This is a genomic window from Streptomyces sannanensis, assembly GCF_039536205.1.
GTDB lineage: Bacteria > Actinomycetota > Actinomycetes > Streptomycetales > Streptomycetaceae > Streptomyces > Streptomyces sannanensis.
The window spans coordinates 5145429-5162880 of sequence record NZ_BAAAYL010000001.1 but is presented as its reverse complement, the minus strand read 5'-3'; the positions used below and the strand labels follow the sequence as shown (position 1 = coordinate 5162880).

Sequence of the window (17452 nt, the reverse complement as noted above, 5' to 3'; positions counted from 1 at the left end):
GACCGCATAGCCGCATCCTTCACGCCCCACCGTACCGCCTCGCGCTGCGGCCGTGCGGGGAGCGATGTCGTGTTCACTCTGGGCTGCAAACATCAAGTCCCCCCGTTCCGTTCCGTATCCTGTGCCCGCGCATATTCACCGAGTTCACTGGAGAGCAACTCGAGTACTCTCCGTACACTCTCGATACGGATTTCCGCGCGTCCGCCGTTCAACCGCAATCCGACCGTTTTTCCCGTCCCGTGCGGGCCCGCAACGGCGATGTACACGGTCCCGACCGGCTGTCCGTCCTGCGGGTCGGGCCCGGCGACTCCGGTGGTCGCGATCCCCCAGACGGCTCCGAGTACACGCCGCACCCCCGCCGCCATCTGCTGCGCGACCTCGGGATCGACCGCACCGCGCTGCGCCAGAAGGGTCCCGTCGACCCCCAGCACATCCCGCTTCAGCTCGGTGGCGTACGCCGTGACGGCTCCGCGGAAAGCCTTGGAAGCCCCGGGTACGGAGGTCAGCTCGGCAGCCACCAGGCCGCCCGTCAGCGACTCGGCGACGGCCAGAGTCTCGCCACACTCCGTGAGCAGTCGGAGCACCCGGGCCGCCTCGTTCACCGCGCGGACTCCTCCACCGCCGCCGAGGAGCGCTGTGCCGCCAGTCCCCTGCGCCTCAGCACGATCGCCTGCCGCACATAGTCGAGGCCGGTCACCACGGTCAGCACCACGGCCACGGCCATCACCCAGAAGCGCATCGTGGCCAGCCCACCGGTCAGCGCGAGGATGTACATCCCGACCGCCGTGCCCTGTGCGAGCGTCTTCATCTTGCCGCCCCGGCTGGCCGGAATGACCCCGTACCGGATCACCACGAACCGGAGCAGCGTGACCCCGAGCTCACGCCCGAGAATCACCGCCGTGACCCACCACGGCAGGTCTCCCAGGTAGGAGAGGCAGATCAGTGCCGCCCCCATGATCGCTTTGTCGGCGATCGGGTCCGCGATCTTCCCGAAGTCGGTGACCAGGTTGTACGTACGGGCCAGATGGCCGTCGAAGACATCGGTGATCATGGCGACGGCGAACGCCGCCCATGCCCAGGCCCGCCAGACCGGGTCGTAGCCGCCGTCCATCAGCATCAGCACGACGAAACCGGGGACGAGCAGCAGGCGCACCATCGTGAGGATGTTGGCGATGTTCCACAGGCTGGCCTGGTCGACGGCCGCAGCGCCCAGCTTGCCGCCGGGCACCGGCCTGCCGGAACCGCCCGTCGCGGATGCCGGGACTCCTGTCATCTGCCCGCCTCCTCGACGCCGGGGGTCTTGGGATCGCCCCCCAGAGATGCGAAGGACTCCGCCACGAGGTCCACGCCCTCGCTGCCGACCACCTTCGCCTCGACGATACGGCCGACGGAGAGACCCTCGGCCGACGTGAAGGTCACCTGGCCGTCCGTCTCGGGCGCCTGGTGCGCCGCCCGGCCCACCGCGCCGTCCTCGTCGTCCACGGACTCGACGAGCACCTCGACGGTCTCGCCGATCCGCTCCTCCGCACGCTGCGAGGTGAGCTCCTCGGCGAGCCGTGAGATGTGCGCGAGCCGCTCGGCCACCACGTCCTGGTCGAGCTTGTGCTCGTACGTCGCCGCCTCGGTGCCCTCCTCGTCGGAGTATCCGAAGACGCCGATGGCGTCGAGACGGGCGCCGGTGAGGAAGCGTTCCAGCTCCGCCAGGTCGGCCTCGGTCTCGCCGGGGAAGCCGACGATGAAGTTGGACCGGACACCGGCCTGCGGGGCCTTGGAGCGGATCGTGTCCAGCAGTTCCAGGAAGCGGTCCGTGTCACCGAAGCGCCGCATGGCGCGCAGCACGTCCGGCGCGGAGTGCTGGAAGGACAGGTCGAAGTACGGCATGACCTTGGGCGTCGAGGTCAGGACGTCGATCAGTCCGGGCCGCATCTCGGCCGGCTGCAGGTAGCTGACCCGGATCCGTTCGATCCCGTCGACCTCGGCCAGCTCGGGCAGCAGCGTCTCGAGCAGCCGGATGTCGCCGAGGTCCTTGCCGTAGGAGGTGTTGTTCTCGGAGACCAGCATGACCTCCTTGACGCCCTGCTCGGCAAGCCAGCGCGTCTCGCCCAGCACGTCAGAGGGGCGCCGCGAGATGAAGGAGCCGCGGAAGGACGGAATGGCGCAGAACGAGCAGCGCCGGTCGCAGCCGGAGGCCAGCTTCACCGAGGCAACGGGGTTGTTGTCGAGCCGCCTGCGCAGCGGCGCGCGCGGCCCGGATGCCGGGGCCAGACCCTCGGGGAGGTCCGCAGGGGCGCTCGCGGCGGCCTGCGCGTGCCCGGGCAGGGCCACATCGGTGGCGGCCTGCCGCTCGGCGGGCGTGATCGGGAGCAGCTTCCGCCGGTCGCGCGGGGTGTGCGAGGCGTGGATGCCGCCGCTCAGGATGGTCTGGAGGCGGTCGGAGATGTCGGCGTAGTCGTCGAAACCGAGCACGCCGTCGGCCTCGGGCAGCGCCTCTGCGAGCTCCTTGCCGTACCGCTCGGCCATGCAGCCGACGGCGACGACGGCCTGGGTGCGGCCCTGGTCCTTGAGGTCGTTGGCTTCGAGCAAGGCGTCGACGGAGTCCTTCTTGGCGGCCTCGACGAAGCCGCAGGTGTTGACGACGGCGACATCCGCGTCCGCGGCGTCCTCGACGAGCTCCCATCCGTCCGCCGCCAAGCGGCCGGCAAGCTCCTCCGAGTCCACCTCGTTACGGGCGCAGCCAAGAGTGACAAGGGCGACGGTACGGCGTTCGGGCATGCCCTCAAGACTACTTTGTCCTGAGGACACCCCTGCCTCGCCTCCGGTTCGCCCGGAGGGCCGGGTACACCCGCGGGTGCCCTGTCCACGTGGCGAGTGAGCCGAAGGGGTCGCGGCTCCACGCGCCGGAGGCGCAAAAAGAGGCGCTTCACCCGGCCTCGGGGTCGCCCTTGGTGTAGGAGAGGCGCTCGACCTGCCCCGGCTTGAATTCGTTCTCGACCTTCTTGCCGTTGACGAAGAGCTCGATCGCCCCCGCGTTGCCGAGGACGAGATCGATCCGGTCGTCGTCGGTGAAGGTCTTGGACTGGCCCTTCTCCAGGAGGCCGTCGAAGAGCAGCCGACCGTTGAAGGACTTCGCGGAGATCCAGCTCTTGTCGTCGATCGCGGTGAGCTTGACCGTGACCTTGTCCTGCGGGACGGCCGCGATGGCGCTCTCCGAGGATTCGGGCTTGGGGTTGGCGATCCTGGTCGGCTTGGCGGCGGGCTTCTTGCTGGGGCCCGGCGTCGGCCCTTCCGCGACCGACGTGCTGCCGCCCCTGTCGTCGTTGCCGTTGAACAGCGTGAAGCCGACGAAACCGACCACCGCGACGATCGCGGCGACCATGGCCGCGGTCCAGTTCGGACGGCGCGGGTCGGGCCGGATCCGTTCCGCCTCGAAGCGCGGCGCCGCGGGGGTGGGCGCGGGGCGCCCGCCGTGTGCGGCGTCGTACTGGGCGACGAGCGGGTCGGGGTCGATCCCCACGGCACGGGCGAAAGTGCGGATGTGTCCGCGTGCGTACACATCACCGCCGCACCGTGTGAAGTCGTCCTCCTCGATCGCCTGCACGATGGGGACGCGCACCCGCGTGGAGGAACTGACTTCTTCGACCGTCAGGCCGGCGCGGACGCGCGCCTGCTGGAGGACACGACCGATCGAGGGCCTGTTGTCGTCGCTGATCGAAGGCTGGTCGTCTTCGGGGGAGTTGCTGCCGATGGACACGGGAGCGCCTTTCGAGCGTCTTTCCACCTGCTGAGTGTTCAGTCTAGGGGGGGTACGAAAGGGCGGGGCAACCGGGCGGATGGACTTTGTACGCCATCTGCTGCCCCTCCCCTCAACTGGACGTACGACCAAAGGAAACGGTTGCCTTCCGATCCCTCAGGGGTGAGACTCCCCGCGTATCAGTGCGAGCACTCCGTCGAGATCGTCCGGTTTCACCAGTACATCGCGGGCCTTGGAGCCTTCGCTCGGGCCGACGATCCCGCGGGACTCCATCAGGTCCATCAGCCGTCCGGCCTTGGCGAACCCGACGCGCAGCTTGCGCTGCAGCATCGAGGTCGACCCGAACTGTGTGGAGACCACCAGCTCCGCCGCCTGGCAGAGCAGGTCGAGGTCGTCGCCGATGTCCTCGTCGATCTCCTTCTTCTTCGACGAGCCGACCACCACGTCCTCACGGAAGACGGGCGCCATCTGATCCTTGCAGTGCCGGACGACCGCCGCGACTTCGTCCTCGGTCACGAAGGCGCCCTGGAGTCGGGTCGGCTTGTTCGCGCCCATCGGGAGGAAGAGCCCGTCGCCCTTGCCGATCAGCTTCTCGGCGCCGGGCTGGTCCAGGATGACCCGGCTGTCGGCGAGCGAGGAGGTGGCGAAGGCCAACCGGGACGGCACATTCGCCTTGATCAGACCGGTGACGACGTCGACACTGGGCCGCTGGGTCGCGAGCACCAGATGGATGCCGGCGGCACGGGCCAACTGGGTGATGCGGACGATCGCGTCCTCGACGTCACGTGGTGCGACCATCATCAGATCGGCCAGCTCGTCGACGATCACCAGTAGGTACGGGTACGGGCTGAGTTCGCGCTCGCTGCCCTCCGGCGGTTTGACCTTGCCGTTGCGTACGGCCTCGTTGAAGTCGTCGATGTGACGGTAGCCGAAGGCGGCGAGATCGTCGTAGCGCAGGTCCATCTCGCGTACGACCCACTGGAGGGCCTCGGCGGCCCGCTTGGGGTTGGTGATGATCGGCGTGATCAGGTGCGGGATGCCCTCGTAGGCGGTGAGCTCCACCCGCTTGGGGTCGACGAGCACCATCCGGACGTCCTCCGGAGTCGCGCGCACCATGACCGAGGTGATCAGGCAGTTGATGCAGGACGACTTTCCGGAACCGGTCGCGCCCGCGACCAGCATGTGCGGCATCTTCGCGAGGTTGCCCATCACATAGCCGCCCTCGACGTCCTTGCCGAAGGCCACCAGCATGGGGTGGTCGTCCTCGGCCGCGTCCGCGAGGCGCAGCACATCGCCGAGGTTGACCATTTCGCGGTCGGTGTTGGGAATCTCGATGCCGACCGCCGACTTGCCAGGGATCGGGGAGATGATCCGTACGTCCGGACTGGCCACGGCGTACGCGATGTTCTTGGTCAGCGCGGTGATCCGCTCGACCTTGACGGCGGGGCCGAGCTCCACCTCGTACCGGGTGACCGTCGGGCCGCGGGTGAAGCCGGTGACCCGCGCATCGACCTTGAACTCCGAGAAGACATTGGTCAGTGAGGCCACGACGGCGTCGTTGGCGGCACTGCGGGTCTTGCCGGGGCCGCCCCGTTGCAGCAGGTCGAGCGACGGCAGGGCGTAGGTGATGTCCCCGGAGAGCTGGAGCTGCTCGGCGCGCGGCGGCAGCCCCTCGGGCGCCTCGGGCACGGACTTGGTGAGGTCGGGCACGGAGACGGCGGGCTCGTGGCGCTTCCCGGCATCGCGCGCCGTGGGCAGCGGCACCGGAGTCGGCGCCGTCGTCTGCTCATGCTCGCGTTCCGGCGTGATGCCCTGGGTCAGCCCGGCGACGAGCGGGGACGCAGGCAATCCGTTCAGTACGGCCCCGTCGAGGTCCGCGGCGGCGGCCGCGGCCATGTCCACGGCGTCCGGGAGGCGGTCGGGCACCGGCTGCGCGGACAGGCCGCGCGGGCGCCGGCGCCGGCCGCGCGCCTCCTCCTTGGCAGCCTCCGTTCCGTACTCCCCGGCAGGACGCCGCCATTCGTCGTCGTCCGCGTCCTGCGACGGGGAGGCGACGAGCCCCAGCCTGCTGCCGAGGTGCCGCAGCCGCTGCGGGATGGCGTTGACCGGGGTCGCCGTGACGACGAGCAGCCCGAAGACGGTGAGCAGCAGCAACAGGGGGACGGCCAGGACCTCGCCCATCAGAAAGATCAGCGGTTGGGAGGCCGCCCAGCCGATGAGCCCGCCCGCGTCCTGCATGGCCGTGCTGCCCTCGTCGCGTCCGGGTGCGCCGCAGGCGATGTGGACCTGCCCGAGCACGCCGATGACGAGGGCGGAGAGTCCGATGACGATACGGCCGTTGGCCTCGGGCTTCTCCGGATGGAGGATCAGCCGCACTCCGATACCGGCGAGCAGGATCGGCGCCAACAGGTCGAGCCGGCCGAAGGCTCCGGTCACGAGCATCTCGACGAGATCGCCGACCGGTCCGCGCAGATTCGACCAGGTGCCCGCGGCGACGATCAGGGCGAGGCCGAGCAGCAGCAGTGCGAGGCCGTCCTTGCGGTGCGCCGGGTCGAGGCCCTTCGCGCCGCGCCCCACACCGCGGAACACGGCGCCCACGGCGTGTGCGAGGCCCAGCCAGAGGGCGCGCGCCAGCCGGTACACGCCCCCGGTGGGGGACGGCGCCGGTTTGGGCGCGGGTTTCGCCGCAGCCTTTTTCGCGGGCGCCTTCTTGGCGGGTGTCTTCTTCGCGGGCGCGGTCTTCTTCGCGGCGGGCTTCTTCGCAGGGGACGGTGCCGCCCCCGCTGTACGGCCGGCGCGCGGCTTCGCGGTGCCCGCCGTACTCTGGGAACCCTTGCCGGACGTACGTGAGGCCATGACGGTGAGGTTACCGGTGTCGGCAGCAGTGGACACGTGTTGCCCTCCCCCAAGTTCTCGGCTTCGCTCGAACAGGGGGGACCCCCACCTTCACCCTTTCGTGTCGTGCGACAGGCCGTCAGTTCTGTGACGGCACAGCCGGGGTGCCCGTGCCGGAGCCCGGCTCCAGGGCGTCGAGCGCCCGGCGCAATCCCGTCAACTTGCGCTCGAGATGAGCGGCGGTGGCCACGGCGGCGGCATCGGCCGAGTCGTCGTCCAACTGCTTGGACAGGGCCTCAGCCTGCTCCTCTACCGCCGCGAGCCGCGCGGACAGTTCGGCCAGCAGCCCGGCAGGCTCCTTGGTGTCGCCCGTGCCCGTACGGCCGCCACCCTCCAGCTGCAGGCGCAACAGTGCGGCCTGCTCGCGGAGTTGGCAGTTCTTCATGTACAGCTCGACGAACACCGACACCTTGGCTCGGAGCACCCACGGGTCGAACGGCTTGGAGATGTAGTCCACCGCGCCGGCGGCGTACCCGCGGAAGGTGTGGTGCGGACCGTGGTTGATCGCGGTGAGGAAGATGATCGGGATGTCCCTGGTCCGCTCCCGCCGCTTGATGTGGGCAGCGGTCTCGAAGCCGTCCATGCCCGGCATCTGGACGTCCAGCAGAATCACCGCGAAATCGTCCGTGAGCAGTGCTTTGAGCGCTTCCTCCCCTGACGATGCCCTCACCAGTGTCTGATCGAGCGCAGAGAGGATGGCCTCCAGCGCCAGCAGATTCTCCGGCCGGTCATCGACCAGGAGGATCTTGGCCTTCTGCACCATGGCCCGTCCTCCTCGCCCCGGCTTGGGGCCTCCCCTGTCCGAAGGACTCGGGGAAGCACCGGGCGCCGCCCCAGGGGACGACTCCCTTGCGCCGTCCGTCCTTGTGCCGGTCATCGTAGCCGCACCCCGCTTGTCGACACACCCTGTCACCGCGATGTCACTGTGCACGTAGCAGAAACGCGGTGGGGGACCAGAAGGTTCCCCGAATACCGCCTCCTCACACCCTCTCGGCCACAGTCAGTCAGCAACTCAGGGTGATTCGCACAGCCGGTGATCACTGCTCCCGCATCCATTGCTCCATCACCGAGAGCAGGTGGTCGGGGTCCACCGGCTTCGTGACGTAGTCGGAAGCACCGGAGTCGATGGCCTTCTCCCGGTCGCCCTTCATGGCCTTGGCGGTCAGCGTGATGATCGGGAGCCCGGCGAACTGCGGCATCCTACGGATCGCCGCCGTCGTCGCATACCCGTCCATCTCGGGCATCATGATGTCCATCAGTACGAGTGTCACATCATCGTGCTGCTCCAGGACTTCGATGCCCTCACGGCCGTTCTCCGCGTACAGCACCGAAAGCCCGTGCTGCTCCAGCACGCTCGTGAGCGCGAAGACATTGCGGATGTCGTCGTCGACGATCAGCACTTTCTCTCCGCCGAACTGGAAGGTGCGCACCGCCGCGGGCGTCTCCTCGGTCGCGGCCCAGGCCTCATGCACGGAGCCCGGCCCGGTCGGCTGGCCGGGCAGCGTGGCCGCCTGTCCGGCGTGCGCCGGCTCGGCCGCGCCATGCGTCTTGCGGCGACGCCGGAACAGCCCCGCGGGCCCACTGTGGTGGGCCTCCGCTCCTTCGGCCGCCACGGACTCCTGCTCCACCCCGTGTTCGTCGGTGCCCGTCCGAGCGGTCCCTTCACCGCCCTGCGCGGGGTGCGGGTGGGCCTGCGGCGGCAGTTCGCCGCGGTGCAGCGGCAGATACAGGGTGAACGTCGAACCGCGGCCGGGCTCGCTCGCGGCATGGATCTCGCCGCCCAGGAGCCTGGCGATCTCACGGCTGATCGACAGCCCCAGCCCCGTACCGCCGTACTTCCTGCTGGTCGTGCCGTCCGCCTGCTTGAACGCCTCGAAGATCACACGCATCTTGCTCGCCGCGATGCCGATGCCGGTGTCGGTCACCGAGAACGCGATCAGATCGGCGTCCGCGTCGTGCAGCGAACCGGCCTCCAGCAGCTGTTCGCGGATGGCGTGCGGCACATCGGCGTTGGCCGGCCGGATCACCAGCTCGACCGCACCGGAGTCGGTGAACTTCACCGCGTTCGACAGCAGATTGCGCAGCACCTGGAGCAGCCGCTGCTCATCGGTGTGCAGCGTGGCGGGCAGCTCGGGGGACACCCGTACGGAGAAGTCCAACCCCTTCTCCGCGGTGAGCGGCCGGAAGGTGGCCTCCACGTAGTCGACGAGCTGGACGAGCGCGATCCGGGTCGGGCTGACGTCCATCTTGCCCGCCTCGACCTTCGACAGATCGAGGATGTCGTTGATCAGCTGAAGGAGATCGGACCCGGCTCCATGGATGGTCTCCGCGAACTCGACCTGCTTCGGGGAGAGATTCCCTTCGGCGTTGTCGGCGAGCAGCTTGGCCAGGATGAGCAGCGAGTTCAGCGGTGTGCGCAGCTCGTGCGACATGTTCGCCAGGAACTCGGACTTGTAGCGCATCGAGACCGCGAGCTGCTCGGCGCGCTCCTCCAGCACCTGCCGGGCCTCTTCGATCTCGGTGTTCTTCACCTCGATGTCGCGGTTCTGCCGCGCCAGCAGCTCGGCCTTCTCCTCCAGCTCCGCGTTGGAGGACTGCAGCGCCTTCTGCCGGTTCTCCAGCTCCGCCGAGCGCTCGCGCAGCTGCTCGGTCAGTTCCTGCGACTGCTTGAGCAGCACCTCGGTCTTGGTGTTGACGCTGATGGTGTTGACGCTCGTCGCGATCATCTCGGCGATCTGGTTGAGGAAGTCCTTCTGGATCTGGGTGAAGGGCTGGAAGGACGCCAGCTCGATCACACCGAGGACCTGCCCCTCGAAGAGCACCGGCAGCACGATGACGTTGGCCGGGGCCGCCTCGCCGAGCCCCGAGGAGATCTTGAGGTAGCCCGGCGGCACGTTGTCCACCAGGATCGTGCGCTTCTCCTCCGCCGCCGTGCCGATGAGCGTCTCACCGGGCCGGAAGGAGGTGGGCATGGAGCCGGCCGAGTAGCCGTAACTCCCGCGCATCCGCAGTTCGTACAGGCCGTTGGAGCCGGTGCCGACCTCGGCGGCGCCGTCCGTGGGCATCGCCAGGAAGAACGCGCCGTGCTGCGCGGAGACCACCGGGGTCAGCTCGCTCATGATGAGCGAGGCCACGTCGTCGAGGTCGCGGCGGCCCTGCATCAGACCCGAGATACGGGCCAGGTTGCCCTTGAGCCAGTCCTGCTCCTTGTTGGCCACGGTGGTGTCGCGCAGGTTCACGATCATCGTGTTGATGTTGTCCTGGAGGACCTGGATCTCGCCCGCCGCGTCGACGTCGATCTTCAGATTGAGGTCGCCGCGGGTCACGGCGGTGGCGACGGCCGCGATGGCGCGCACCTGACGCGTCAGGTTCCCGGCCATCTCGTTCACGGACTCGGTGAGGTCGCGCCAGGTGCCGTCCACGTCACGCACCCGCGCCTGACCGCCCAGCTGGCCCTCCGTACCCACCTCGCGGGCGACCCGGGTGACCTCCTCGGCGAACGACGACAGCTGATCGACCATCGTGTTGATGGTGTTCTTCAGCTCCTGGATCTCGCCCCGCGCATCGATGTCGATCTTCTTCGTCAGATCGCCCTGGGCAATCGCGGTGGTGACCGTGGCGATCTGCCGCACCTGGCCGGTCAGGTTGGACGCCATCGAGTTCACCGACTCGGTGAGGTCCTTCCAGGTGCCCGCGACGCCCGGGACCCGCGCCTGTCCACCGAGAATGCCGTCCGTGCCCACCTCACGGGCGACTCGCGTCACCTCGTCGGCGAACGACGACAGCGTCGTCACCATGGTGTTGACGGTGTCGGCGAGCTCCGCGACCTCGCCGCGCGCCTCGACGGTGACCTTCTTGGTCAGATCGCCGTTGGCGACCGCGGAGGAGACCCGCGAGATGTTGCGCACCTGGCTGGTCAGGTTGTTGGCCATCAGGTTGACGTTGTCGCTGAGGTCCTTCCAGATACCGGTGACCCCGCGCACCCGGGCCTGGCCGCCGAGCCGGCCCTCCGTACCCACCTCGCGGGCCACACGTGTGACCTCGTCCGCGAAGTTGGACAGCTGGTCGACCATCGTGTTGACGGTGGTGACGAGTTCGAGGATCTCGCCCTTGGCGTCGACGGTGATCTTCTTGGAGAGGTCGCCCTTGGCGACCGCGGTGGTGACCTCGGCGATGTTGCGGACCTGCGAGGTCAGGTTGTTCGCCATGAAGTTGACGGACTGGGTGAGGTCCTTCCACGTACCGGACACACCCTGGACCTCGGCCTGACCGCCGAGCATGCCCTCGGTGCCCACCTCGCGGGCGACCCGGGTCACCTGTTCCGCGAAGTTCGACAGCTGGTCGACCATTGTGTTGAGGGTGTTCTTCAGCTCCAGGATCTCGCCCCGCGCGTCCACGTCGATCTTCTGCGACAGGTCACCGCGGGCGACCGCGGTGGCGACCTGCGCGATGTTGCGGACCTGGGCGGTGAGGTTGCCGGCCATGCCGTTCACCGAGTCGGTCAGATCACGCCAGACGCCGGCGACGCCCGGCACCTGCGCCTGGCCGCCGAGCCGGCCCTCCGTACCCACCTGCCGGGCGACGCGGGTCACCTGGTCGGCGAAACCGGACAGCTGGTCGACCATCGTGTTGACGGTGTTCTTCAGCTCCAGGATCTCGCCCCGCGCGTCCACGTCGATCTTCTGCGACAGATCACCGCGTGCCACGGCGGTCGTCACCTGTGCGATCTGCCGCACCTGCGAGGTGAGGTTCCCCGCCATGAAGTTGACGGAATCGGTGAGTTCCTTCCAGGTGCCGGAGACACCGGGCACCAGGGCCTGGCCACCGAGCCGGCCTTCCGTACCCACATCGCGCGCCATGCGCGTCACCTGGTCGGCGAAGGACGACAGCTGATCGACCATCGTGTTGACGGTGTTCTTCAGCTCCAGCATCTCACCGGAGACGTCGACGGTGACCTTCTGCGAAAGGTCACCGTTGGCCACCGCCGTCGTCACCTGCGCGATGTTGCGCACCTGTCCGGTGAGGTTGCGGAAGGCGTTGTTGACGGAGTCGGTGAGGTCCTTCCAGGTGCCCGCCGCGCCCGGCACCTCGGCCTGGCCGCCGAGCCGGCCCTCCACGCCGACCTCGCGGGCCACCCGGGTCACCTCGGAACCGAACGACTGCAGCTGATCGACCATCGTGTTGACGGTGTTCTTCAGCTCCAGCATCTCGCCCGCGACATCGACGGTGACCTTCTGCGAAAGGTCACCGTTGGCCACCGCCGTCGTCACCTGCGCGATGTCCCGCACCTGAGTGGTGAGATTACGGAAGACGGTGTTCACCGAGTCGGTGAGGTCCTTCCAGGTCCCCGCCGCGCCCGGGACCTGCGCCTGGCCGCCCAGCAGACCCTCGGCACCGACCTCGCTCGCCACACGCGTCACCTCGTCCGCGAAAGTGCGCAGCGTGTCGGTCATCTGGTTGATGGTCTCGGCGACTTGGGCGATCTCACCACGCGCGCTCACCGTGACCTTCTGTGAGAGGTCACCGTTCGCCACCGCGGTGGTCACCTGCGCGATCCCGCGCACCTGGGCCGTGAGATTGCCCGCCATGGTGTTGACGGAGTCGGTGAGGTCCTTCCACACACCGGCCACACCGGGTACCTGTGCCTGGCCGCCGAGTTCGCCCTCGGTGCCGACCTCGCGGGCCACTCGGGTCACCTCGGAGGAGAAGGACGACAGCTGATCGACCATCGTGTTGACGGTGTTCTTCAGCTGGAGCATCTCTCCGGCCACATGCACGGTGACCTTCCGGGACAGATCACCCTTGGCCACCGCCGTCGTCACCAGAGCGATGTCCCTCACCTGGGCGGTGAGCCGGTACGCCATGGTGTTGACGGAATCCGTGAGATCCCGCCATGACCCGGACATACCGCGCACCTGGGCCTGTCCGCCCAGCTTGCCCTCGGTACCGACCTCCAGCGCCACCCGTGTCACCTCGTCGGTGAACGCCGACAACTGGTCCACCAGGTTGTTGACCGTTCGCCCGACCTTGAGGAACTCGCCGCGCAGGGGGCGGTCCGTTCCGTCGGGACACGCCGAACGCAAGTCCATTCGCTGTTCCAGATCGCCGTCGGCCACCGCCGACAGCACCCGCCCGACCTCGGACACCGGCCGCGTCAGGTCGTCCACCAGCTCATTGGACGCGTCGATCGCGGCGGCCCACGAGCCTTCGCAGGTCCCTGTCTCCAGCCGCTCGGTCAGCTTCCCCTCGCGCCCGACCATGCGGCGTACGCGCGCCAGCTCCCCCGTCAGATGGAGGTTGCGGTCCGCCACCTCGTTGAACACGGCGGCGATCTCCGCCATCACCCCGTCGCCCGAGACGGTCAGCCGCTTGCGGAAATTGCCGTCCCGCATCGCCGCGAGGGCCGCCAGCAGCCGGTTCAGTGCAGCTGTGTCCACCTCGGTCGTGCCGTTGCGGCCCCTGCGCCCGTTACTCCGGGACGGTCCATCCTTCGCGCGCGTGCTCGTGCTCCGCGCCGCTGCGCCAGACACCACTTGTCCCTCCCGCGGGGGTCGACCGCCCTACCGGGCTCCATCCGGAAGCATTCCCAGTGTTTCACCATGGCCGAACCCGGCCATAACAGTTCGGCAGCCTCGCATACCGTCCCCGCACCCACAGGGCGGAAACACTCGAGACCGGCATCCGCTCGGACAGCGAAGGTAAGTAACCTGGCATCCGGCTGTCCAACCGCCCCGGTCCGCCCGGCGGGGGCGGGTGGCGCAAGTCCTAGCACCGGGCACCGGAGGGGCGAGCCGACCATGGCAGAGCCGGGCGTCGAGACGCGAACGAGGAGTTCTGTGATCACCGCGCGGGCGGCTGCCAGTTTCGACCCTGTCGGACGGTCGGTCGCGACCGCCCGCGCCTTTGTCCGCGACACCCTCCAGGGGTGGGGCTACGCCGACATCGTCGACGACGCCGTCGTCCTGACCAGTGAACTGGTCACCAACGCCGTGATCCACGCCGGCACCCGGGCCGAAGTCCTCTGCCTGCGTACGGACGACGGGGTCAAGGTCGAAGTCGCCGACCGCTATCCGGAACGCGAAATCCCGCTGCAGGGCGCGGGCCCGGCCTTCCACAGTCCGGACGGCGAGAACGGCCGCGGGCTGCTGCTGTGCGCGGCCCTCGCCTCCGCCTGGGGCGTCGAGTACACGCCGACCGACAAGCGCGTCTGGTTTCGGCTCGACCTTCCCGAACGCCCGGTCGGCACACGCTCCGCGGGCCCCGTGCTGCCCACCGAACTCCTTCCGGTCGCCGAACCCCGGGTCCGTGTCGCCGTCGTCCAGATCGACCGCGTGGGAACCATCTCGTCCTGGAACGACGACGCCGAGGCCGTCTTCGGCTACCCGGCCGAGCAGGTCACCGGCAAACCCCTCACCGATCTCGCCGCCTGGCCGCACACCCCGGGCATCGGCACCGGCATCGCCGAGGCCCTCCAACTCTCCCGCTGGGAAGGCAGCTACGGGATCCGGGGCGCGGACGGCCGGGTCATCTCCGTCTACGCCTCACACCTTCGGGTGAGGGATGCGGAGGGCGAACCGTCCACCGTCTGCCTGCTCGTGCGCGACGACGAACGCGCCGTACTGCAGACCCCCGTCCGTGCCGCCTCACCGGACGGCAACGGCCCTTTCGCCGACAGCCGCACCACCGACCCGTTCGAGGTCTTCATCGGCTCACCCGCCCCCGACGACCTCGACGGCCTCCTCCAGCGCACCGTCGAACGCGCCCGCGACATGCTCGACGGCGACTCCGCCTTCCTGCTCCTCGCCACGGACGACGAGACCGAACTGGAAGTACGGGCCACCACCGGACTGCCCTCCGCCCGCCAGCGCTTCGCCCGCGTCCCGGTCGAGGCCGGCACCGGACGCTACGGTTCGGCCCGGATGCCGGCCGTCCACGAGGATCTCGCCGCCGTTCCCGGCGCCGTTCCCCTGCTGGACGGCACCGGCATGCGTTCCGTCGTCACCGTCCCCCTCAAGGTCGAGGGCCGCCTCACCGGCTCCCTGGGCGTCGCCGCCGAATCCCCGAGCCGGTACTCCAACGAAGAAGCCCTGCGCCTCCAGTTCGCCGCCGACCGTATCGCCCTGGCCGTGGAGTCGGCCCGGCTGGGAGAGCTGGAACGGCTGCGCCGGGGTTCGCTCTCCTTCCTCGTCGAGGCATCCGACCTGCTCGCCGGCACACTCGACCGCGACCAGACCCTGGCCCTGATGGCTCAGATGACCGTGCCGACGCTGGCCACCTGGTGCGCCGTCTACACCATCGCCGACCAGGTCTCGGAGCCGTATCTCTCATACGTCCTCCATGAGGACGAGGAGCGCATCGACGACCTCAAGGCCCTGCTCTCCAAGATCGACCCGCCCGAGCCCGTCCCCACCCCGGGCGCCCGCATCTGGAACGCCCCGAGCGAGGCCGCCCATCACGCGGCGCTGCGCACCTCCATGCACGAACTCGGCCTCGGGGCCGTCCCCACGCTCGGCACCGGTCTCGACGGCACCTTCGCGACCGCGGCCGCGGTCGGTGGCGAGACCGTCGTGCTGCCACTGGTCGCCCGTAACCGCGTCATCGGCATGCTCACTCTGGGCAAGCCGTCCGACGACCACTTCCGCCAGGAGAACCTGGAGCTGGCCGAGGACCTCTCCCGCCGTGCCGCACTGGCCCTGGACAACGCCCGCCTCTACTCCGAGCGCATGGCCATCTCCCGCTCCCTCCAGCGCAGTCTGCTGCCCCCGGGCCTGCCGCCGATCCCCGGCGTCGAGGTCGAGGTCATCTACCGCGCGGCTGGCGAGGGCAACGAAGTCGGCGGCGACTTCTACGACCTCTTCCCCATCCGCGACGGGGCGTACGGCTTCGCCATCGGCGACGTCTGCGGCACGGGCCCGGAAGCGGCAGCCGTCACGGGTCTGGCCCGGCACGCCCTGCGGCTGCTCGCCCGCGAGGGCTACGGCGGCCCGGCCGTGCTGGAACGACTGAACGCCGCCATCCTCGACGAGGGGGCCCGCAGCCGCTTCCTGACGCTGCTGTACGGGGAGCTGTGGCCACAGGCGGACGGCGGCGCGATCCTCAAGGTCGTCTGCGCCGGCCATCCCCTCCCGCTACGACTCCGCCAGGACGGCACGGTCGCGCCGGCGGCCGAACCACAGCCGCTGCTGGGCGTCATGGACGACCTGGAGCTGTACGAACAGACCGTCACCCTCGGCCCCGGGGACGTCCTGCTGTGCGTCACGGACGGCGTCACCGAGCGCCGCGAGGGAACCCGCATGCTCGGCGACGACGGTCTGACAGAAGTCCTGAAGAGCTGTACGGGCCTGACGGCCGGAGCGGTCGCGGCACGTGTCCTGCGCGCGGTCGAGCGCTTCGCCGCCGAACCCGCGTCCGACGACATGGCCATCCTTGCGATGCGCGTCCCCGAGCCTCGCAAGGGCTGAATACGCCGAAGGCCCCCCGCCAAATGGCGGAGGGCCTTCGCTTTGTGGAGCCCCCAAACGGAATCGAACCGTTGACCTTCTCCTTACCATGGAGACGCTCTACCGACTGAGCTATAGGGGCCGGCTTGTCGCTTCGGGGTCTTCCCCGCGGCAACGGAATAGATCATACCCCGAACAGAGCCGTATGCCGAACCACCCGTTCCTCTGGACCGGACGAGTGTCCGTTGCCACCATGCGCTCATGCGGATTCGCCCGAGTACGTCCTTATCCGTCCCGGCGTGGATCACCCTCCTCGCCGTGGCATTCGCGTTGGTGCTGGTCGGCTGCGGCTCCAACAGCGGCAGCAGCAAGTCTGCCCGCAAGTCCAAGAAGCCGACTTCCGGTTCCGCCGAACGAGCTTCCAAGGAGCGCCCGCGGCCCGGCGACCAGAAGGTCACACTCACCTGGAAGGGCAAGCAGCGCGGGTACACCGTGCACGCTCCACCCGGCTACACAACCGGCAAACAACTCCCACTCGTCATCGCCATGCACCCCTATCCGAGCTACGGGGACTATGTCGCACAGCTCAGTGGCTTCAGCAGGAAGGCCGACGAGAAGGGCTTCCTCGTCGCCTACCCCGACGGTCTCGACGGGGGCTACAACGCGTTGGCCTGCTGCGGCACGGAGGACGACGTAGGTTTCATCCGCACGATGACGAAACGTCTGATCGACACGTGGAAGGCCGACCCGGACCGCATCTATGCAACGGGCATCTCCAACGGCGGCGACATGTCGTACAAGCTCGCCGTGGAAACGGATGTCCTGGCGGCCATCGCACCGGTCAGCGGCGGGTACATCGGCAGTGCCACCCAGAGTCCCGACTACGTCCCGAGGACCCCGGTGTCCGTCATGACCTTCATCGGCGGACAGGACCAGAATTACGGCGCCTTCGACAACGGCGTCAAACAGTGGCAGCAACGCCTCGGTTGCACTGCCGGCCCGGAGAAGAAGGTCCGCGGCGACAGCACCCGTACGACCGCGAAATGCCGCGACACATCGGAGTTCGTCGCCTATCGGCTTCCTTCGATGGGCCACAGCTGGCCCGGCTCCGGCGACAGCCGTATGGGTGACATGCTGACGGGTATCCAGGCCACTGACCTGATCTGGGACTTCTTCGCGTCCCATCCGAAACGCTCCTGAACGCAGAAAAGCCCCGGACCATACGGTCCGGGGCTTCCCTGGAATAATTGTTCGGCGGCGTCCTACTCTCCCACAGGGTCCCCCCTGCAGTACCATCGGCGCTGAAAGGCTTAGCTTCCGGGTTCGGAATGTAACCGGGCGTTTCCCTAACGCTATGACCACCGAA

The 17452-nt window shown here is 68.7% G+C and carries 9 protein-coding genes, 1 tRNA gene and 1 rRNA gene; 2 read left to right on the top strand and 9 right to left on the bottom strand.

The features are described from left to right. Positions 1-92: 92 nt before the first annotated feature. From ABD858_RS24170 to ABD858_RS24140, 7 genes are all read right to left on the bottom strand, one after another. Positions 93-602: a CinA family protein gene (locus ABD858_RS24170; RefSeq protein ID WP_345041154.1), complete on the bottom strand. Its 510-nt coding sequence runs from the start codon at positions 600-602 to the stop codon at positions 93-95. Further along, positions 599-1273: a CDP-diacylglycerol--glycerol-3-phosphate 3-phosphatidyltransferase gene (gene pgsA / locus ABD858_RS24165; RefSeq protein WP_345041152.1), complete on the bottom strand. Its 675-nt coding sequence runs from the start codon at positions 1271-1273 to the stop codon at positions 599-601. Before pgsA ends, ABD858_RS24170 begins: the two co-directional genes overlap by 4 nt. Next, positions 1270-2772: a 30S ribosomal protein S12 methylthiotransferase RimO gene (rimO, locus tag ABD858_RS24160; protein ID WP_345041149.1), complete on the bottom strand. Its 1503-nt coding sequence runs from the start codon at positions 2770-2772 to the stop codon at positions 1270-1272. Before rimO ends, pgsA begins: the two co-directional genes overlap by 4 nt. A gap of 148 nt (positions 2773-2920) precedes the next feature. After that, positions 2921-3751 carry a helix-turn-helix domain-containing protein gene (locus ABD858_RS24155; protein ID WP_345041146.1) on the bottom strand — a complete coding sequence of 277 codons (831 nt, stop codon included), beginning with the start codon at positions 3749-3751 and terminating at the stop codon, positions 2921-2923. Between the two features lie 156 nt (positions 3752-3907). Beyond that, entirely contained in the window at positions 3908-6607 is a 2700-nt protein-coding gene (locus ABD858_RS24150) for a DNA translocase FtsK (RefSeq protein ID WP_345044815.1), read from the bottom strand. A 118-nt stretch (positions 6608-6725) separates the two neighbouring features. Beyond that, entirely contained in the window at positions 6726-7409 is a 684-nt protein-coding gene (locus ABD858_RS24145; RefSeq protein ID WP_345041144.1) for a response regulator, read from the bottom strand. Positions 7410-7683: 274 nt separating this feature from the next. Next, positions 7684-13179 carry a HAMP domain-containing protein gene (locus ABD858_RS24140; protein WP_345041141.1) on the bottom strand — a complete coding sequence of 1832 codons (5496 nt, stop codon included), beginning with the start codon at positions 13177-13179 and terminating at the stop codon, positions 7684-7686. Positions 13180-13443: 264 nt separating this feature from the next. Between ABD858_RS24140 and ABD858_RS24135 the strand changes: the two genes are divergently transcribed. After that, positions 13444-16107 carry a SpoIIE family protein phosphatase gene (locus tag ABD858_RS24135; protein ID WP_345041138.1) on the top strand — a complete coding sequence of 888 codons (2664 nt, stop codon included), beginning with the start codon at positions 13444-13446 and terminating at the stop codon, positions 16105-16107. 45 nt (positions 16108-16152) lie between these two features. Here the strand turns inward: ABD858_RS24135 and ABD858_RS24130 are convergent. Next, positions 16153-16228, bottom strand: a tRNA-Thr gene (locus ABD858_RS24130). Between the two features lie 176 nt (positions 16229-16404). Here ABD858_RS24130 and ABD858_RS24125 point away from each other — a divergent pair. Beyond that, positions 16405-17286 (top strand): CE1 family esterase, encoded by an 882-nt coding sequence (locus ABD858_RS24125; protein WP_345041136.1) that lies wholly within the window; start codon positions 16405-16407, stop codon positions 17284-17286. Positions 17287-17335: 49 nt separating this feature from the next. On the opposite strand, the gene rrf is transcribed toward ABD858_RS24125, so the two are convergent. Further along, positions 17336-17452: ribosomal RNA gene (gene rrf / locus ABD858_RS24120) — 5S ribosomal RNA — on the bottom strand.

Excerpts from the sequence above, each read along its gene's own strand:
- pgsA (WP_345041152.1), bottom strand. The coding sequence starts at position 1,273 with ATGACAGGAGTCCCGGCATCCGCGACGGGCGGTTCCGGCAGGCCGGTG.
- rimO (WP_345041149.1), bottom strand. The coding sequence starts at position 2,772 with ATGCCCGAACGCCGTACCGTCGCCCTTGTCACTCTTGGCTGCGCCCGT.
- ABD858_RS24145 (WP_345041144.1), bottom strand. The coding sequence starts at position 7,409 with ATGGTGCAGAAGGCCAAGATCCTCCTGGTCGATGACCGGCCGGAGAAT.
- ABD858_RS24135 (WP_345041138.1), top strand. The coding sequence starts at position 13,444 with ATGGCAGAGCCGGGCGTCGAGACGCGAACGAGGAGTTCTGTGATCACC.
- ABD858_RS24150 (WP_345044815.1), bottom strand. The coding sequence starts at position 6,607 with ATGGCCTCACGTACGTCCGGCAAGGGTTCCCAGAGTACGGCGGGCACC.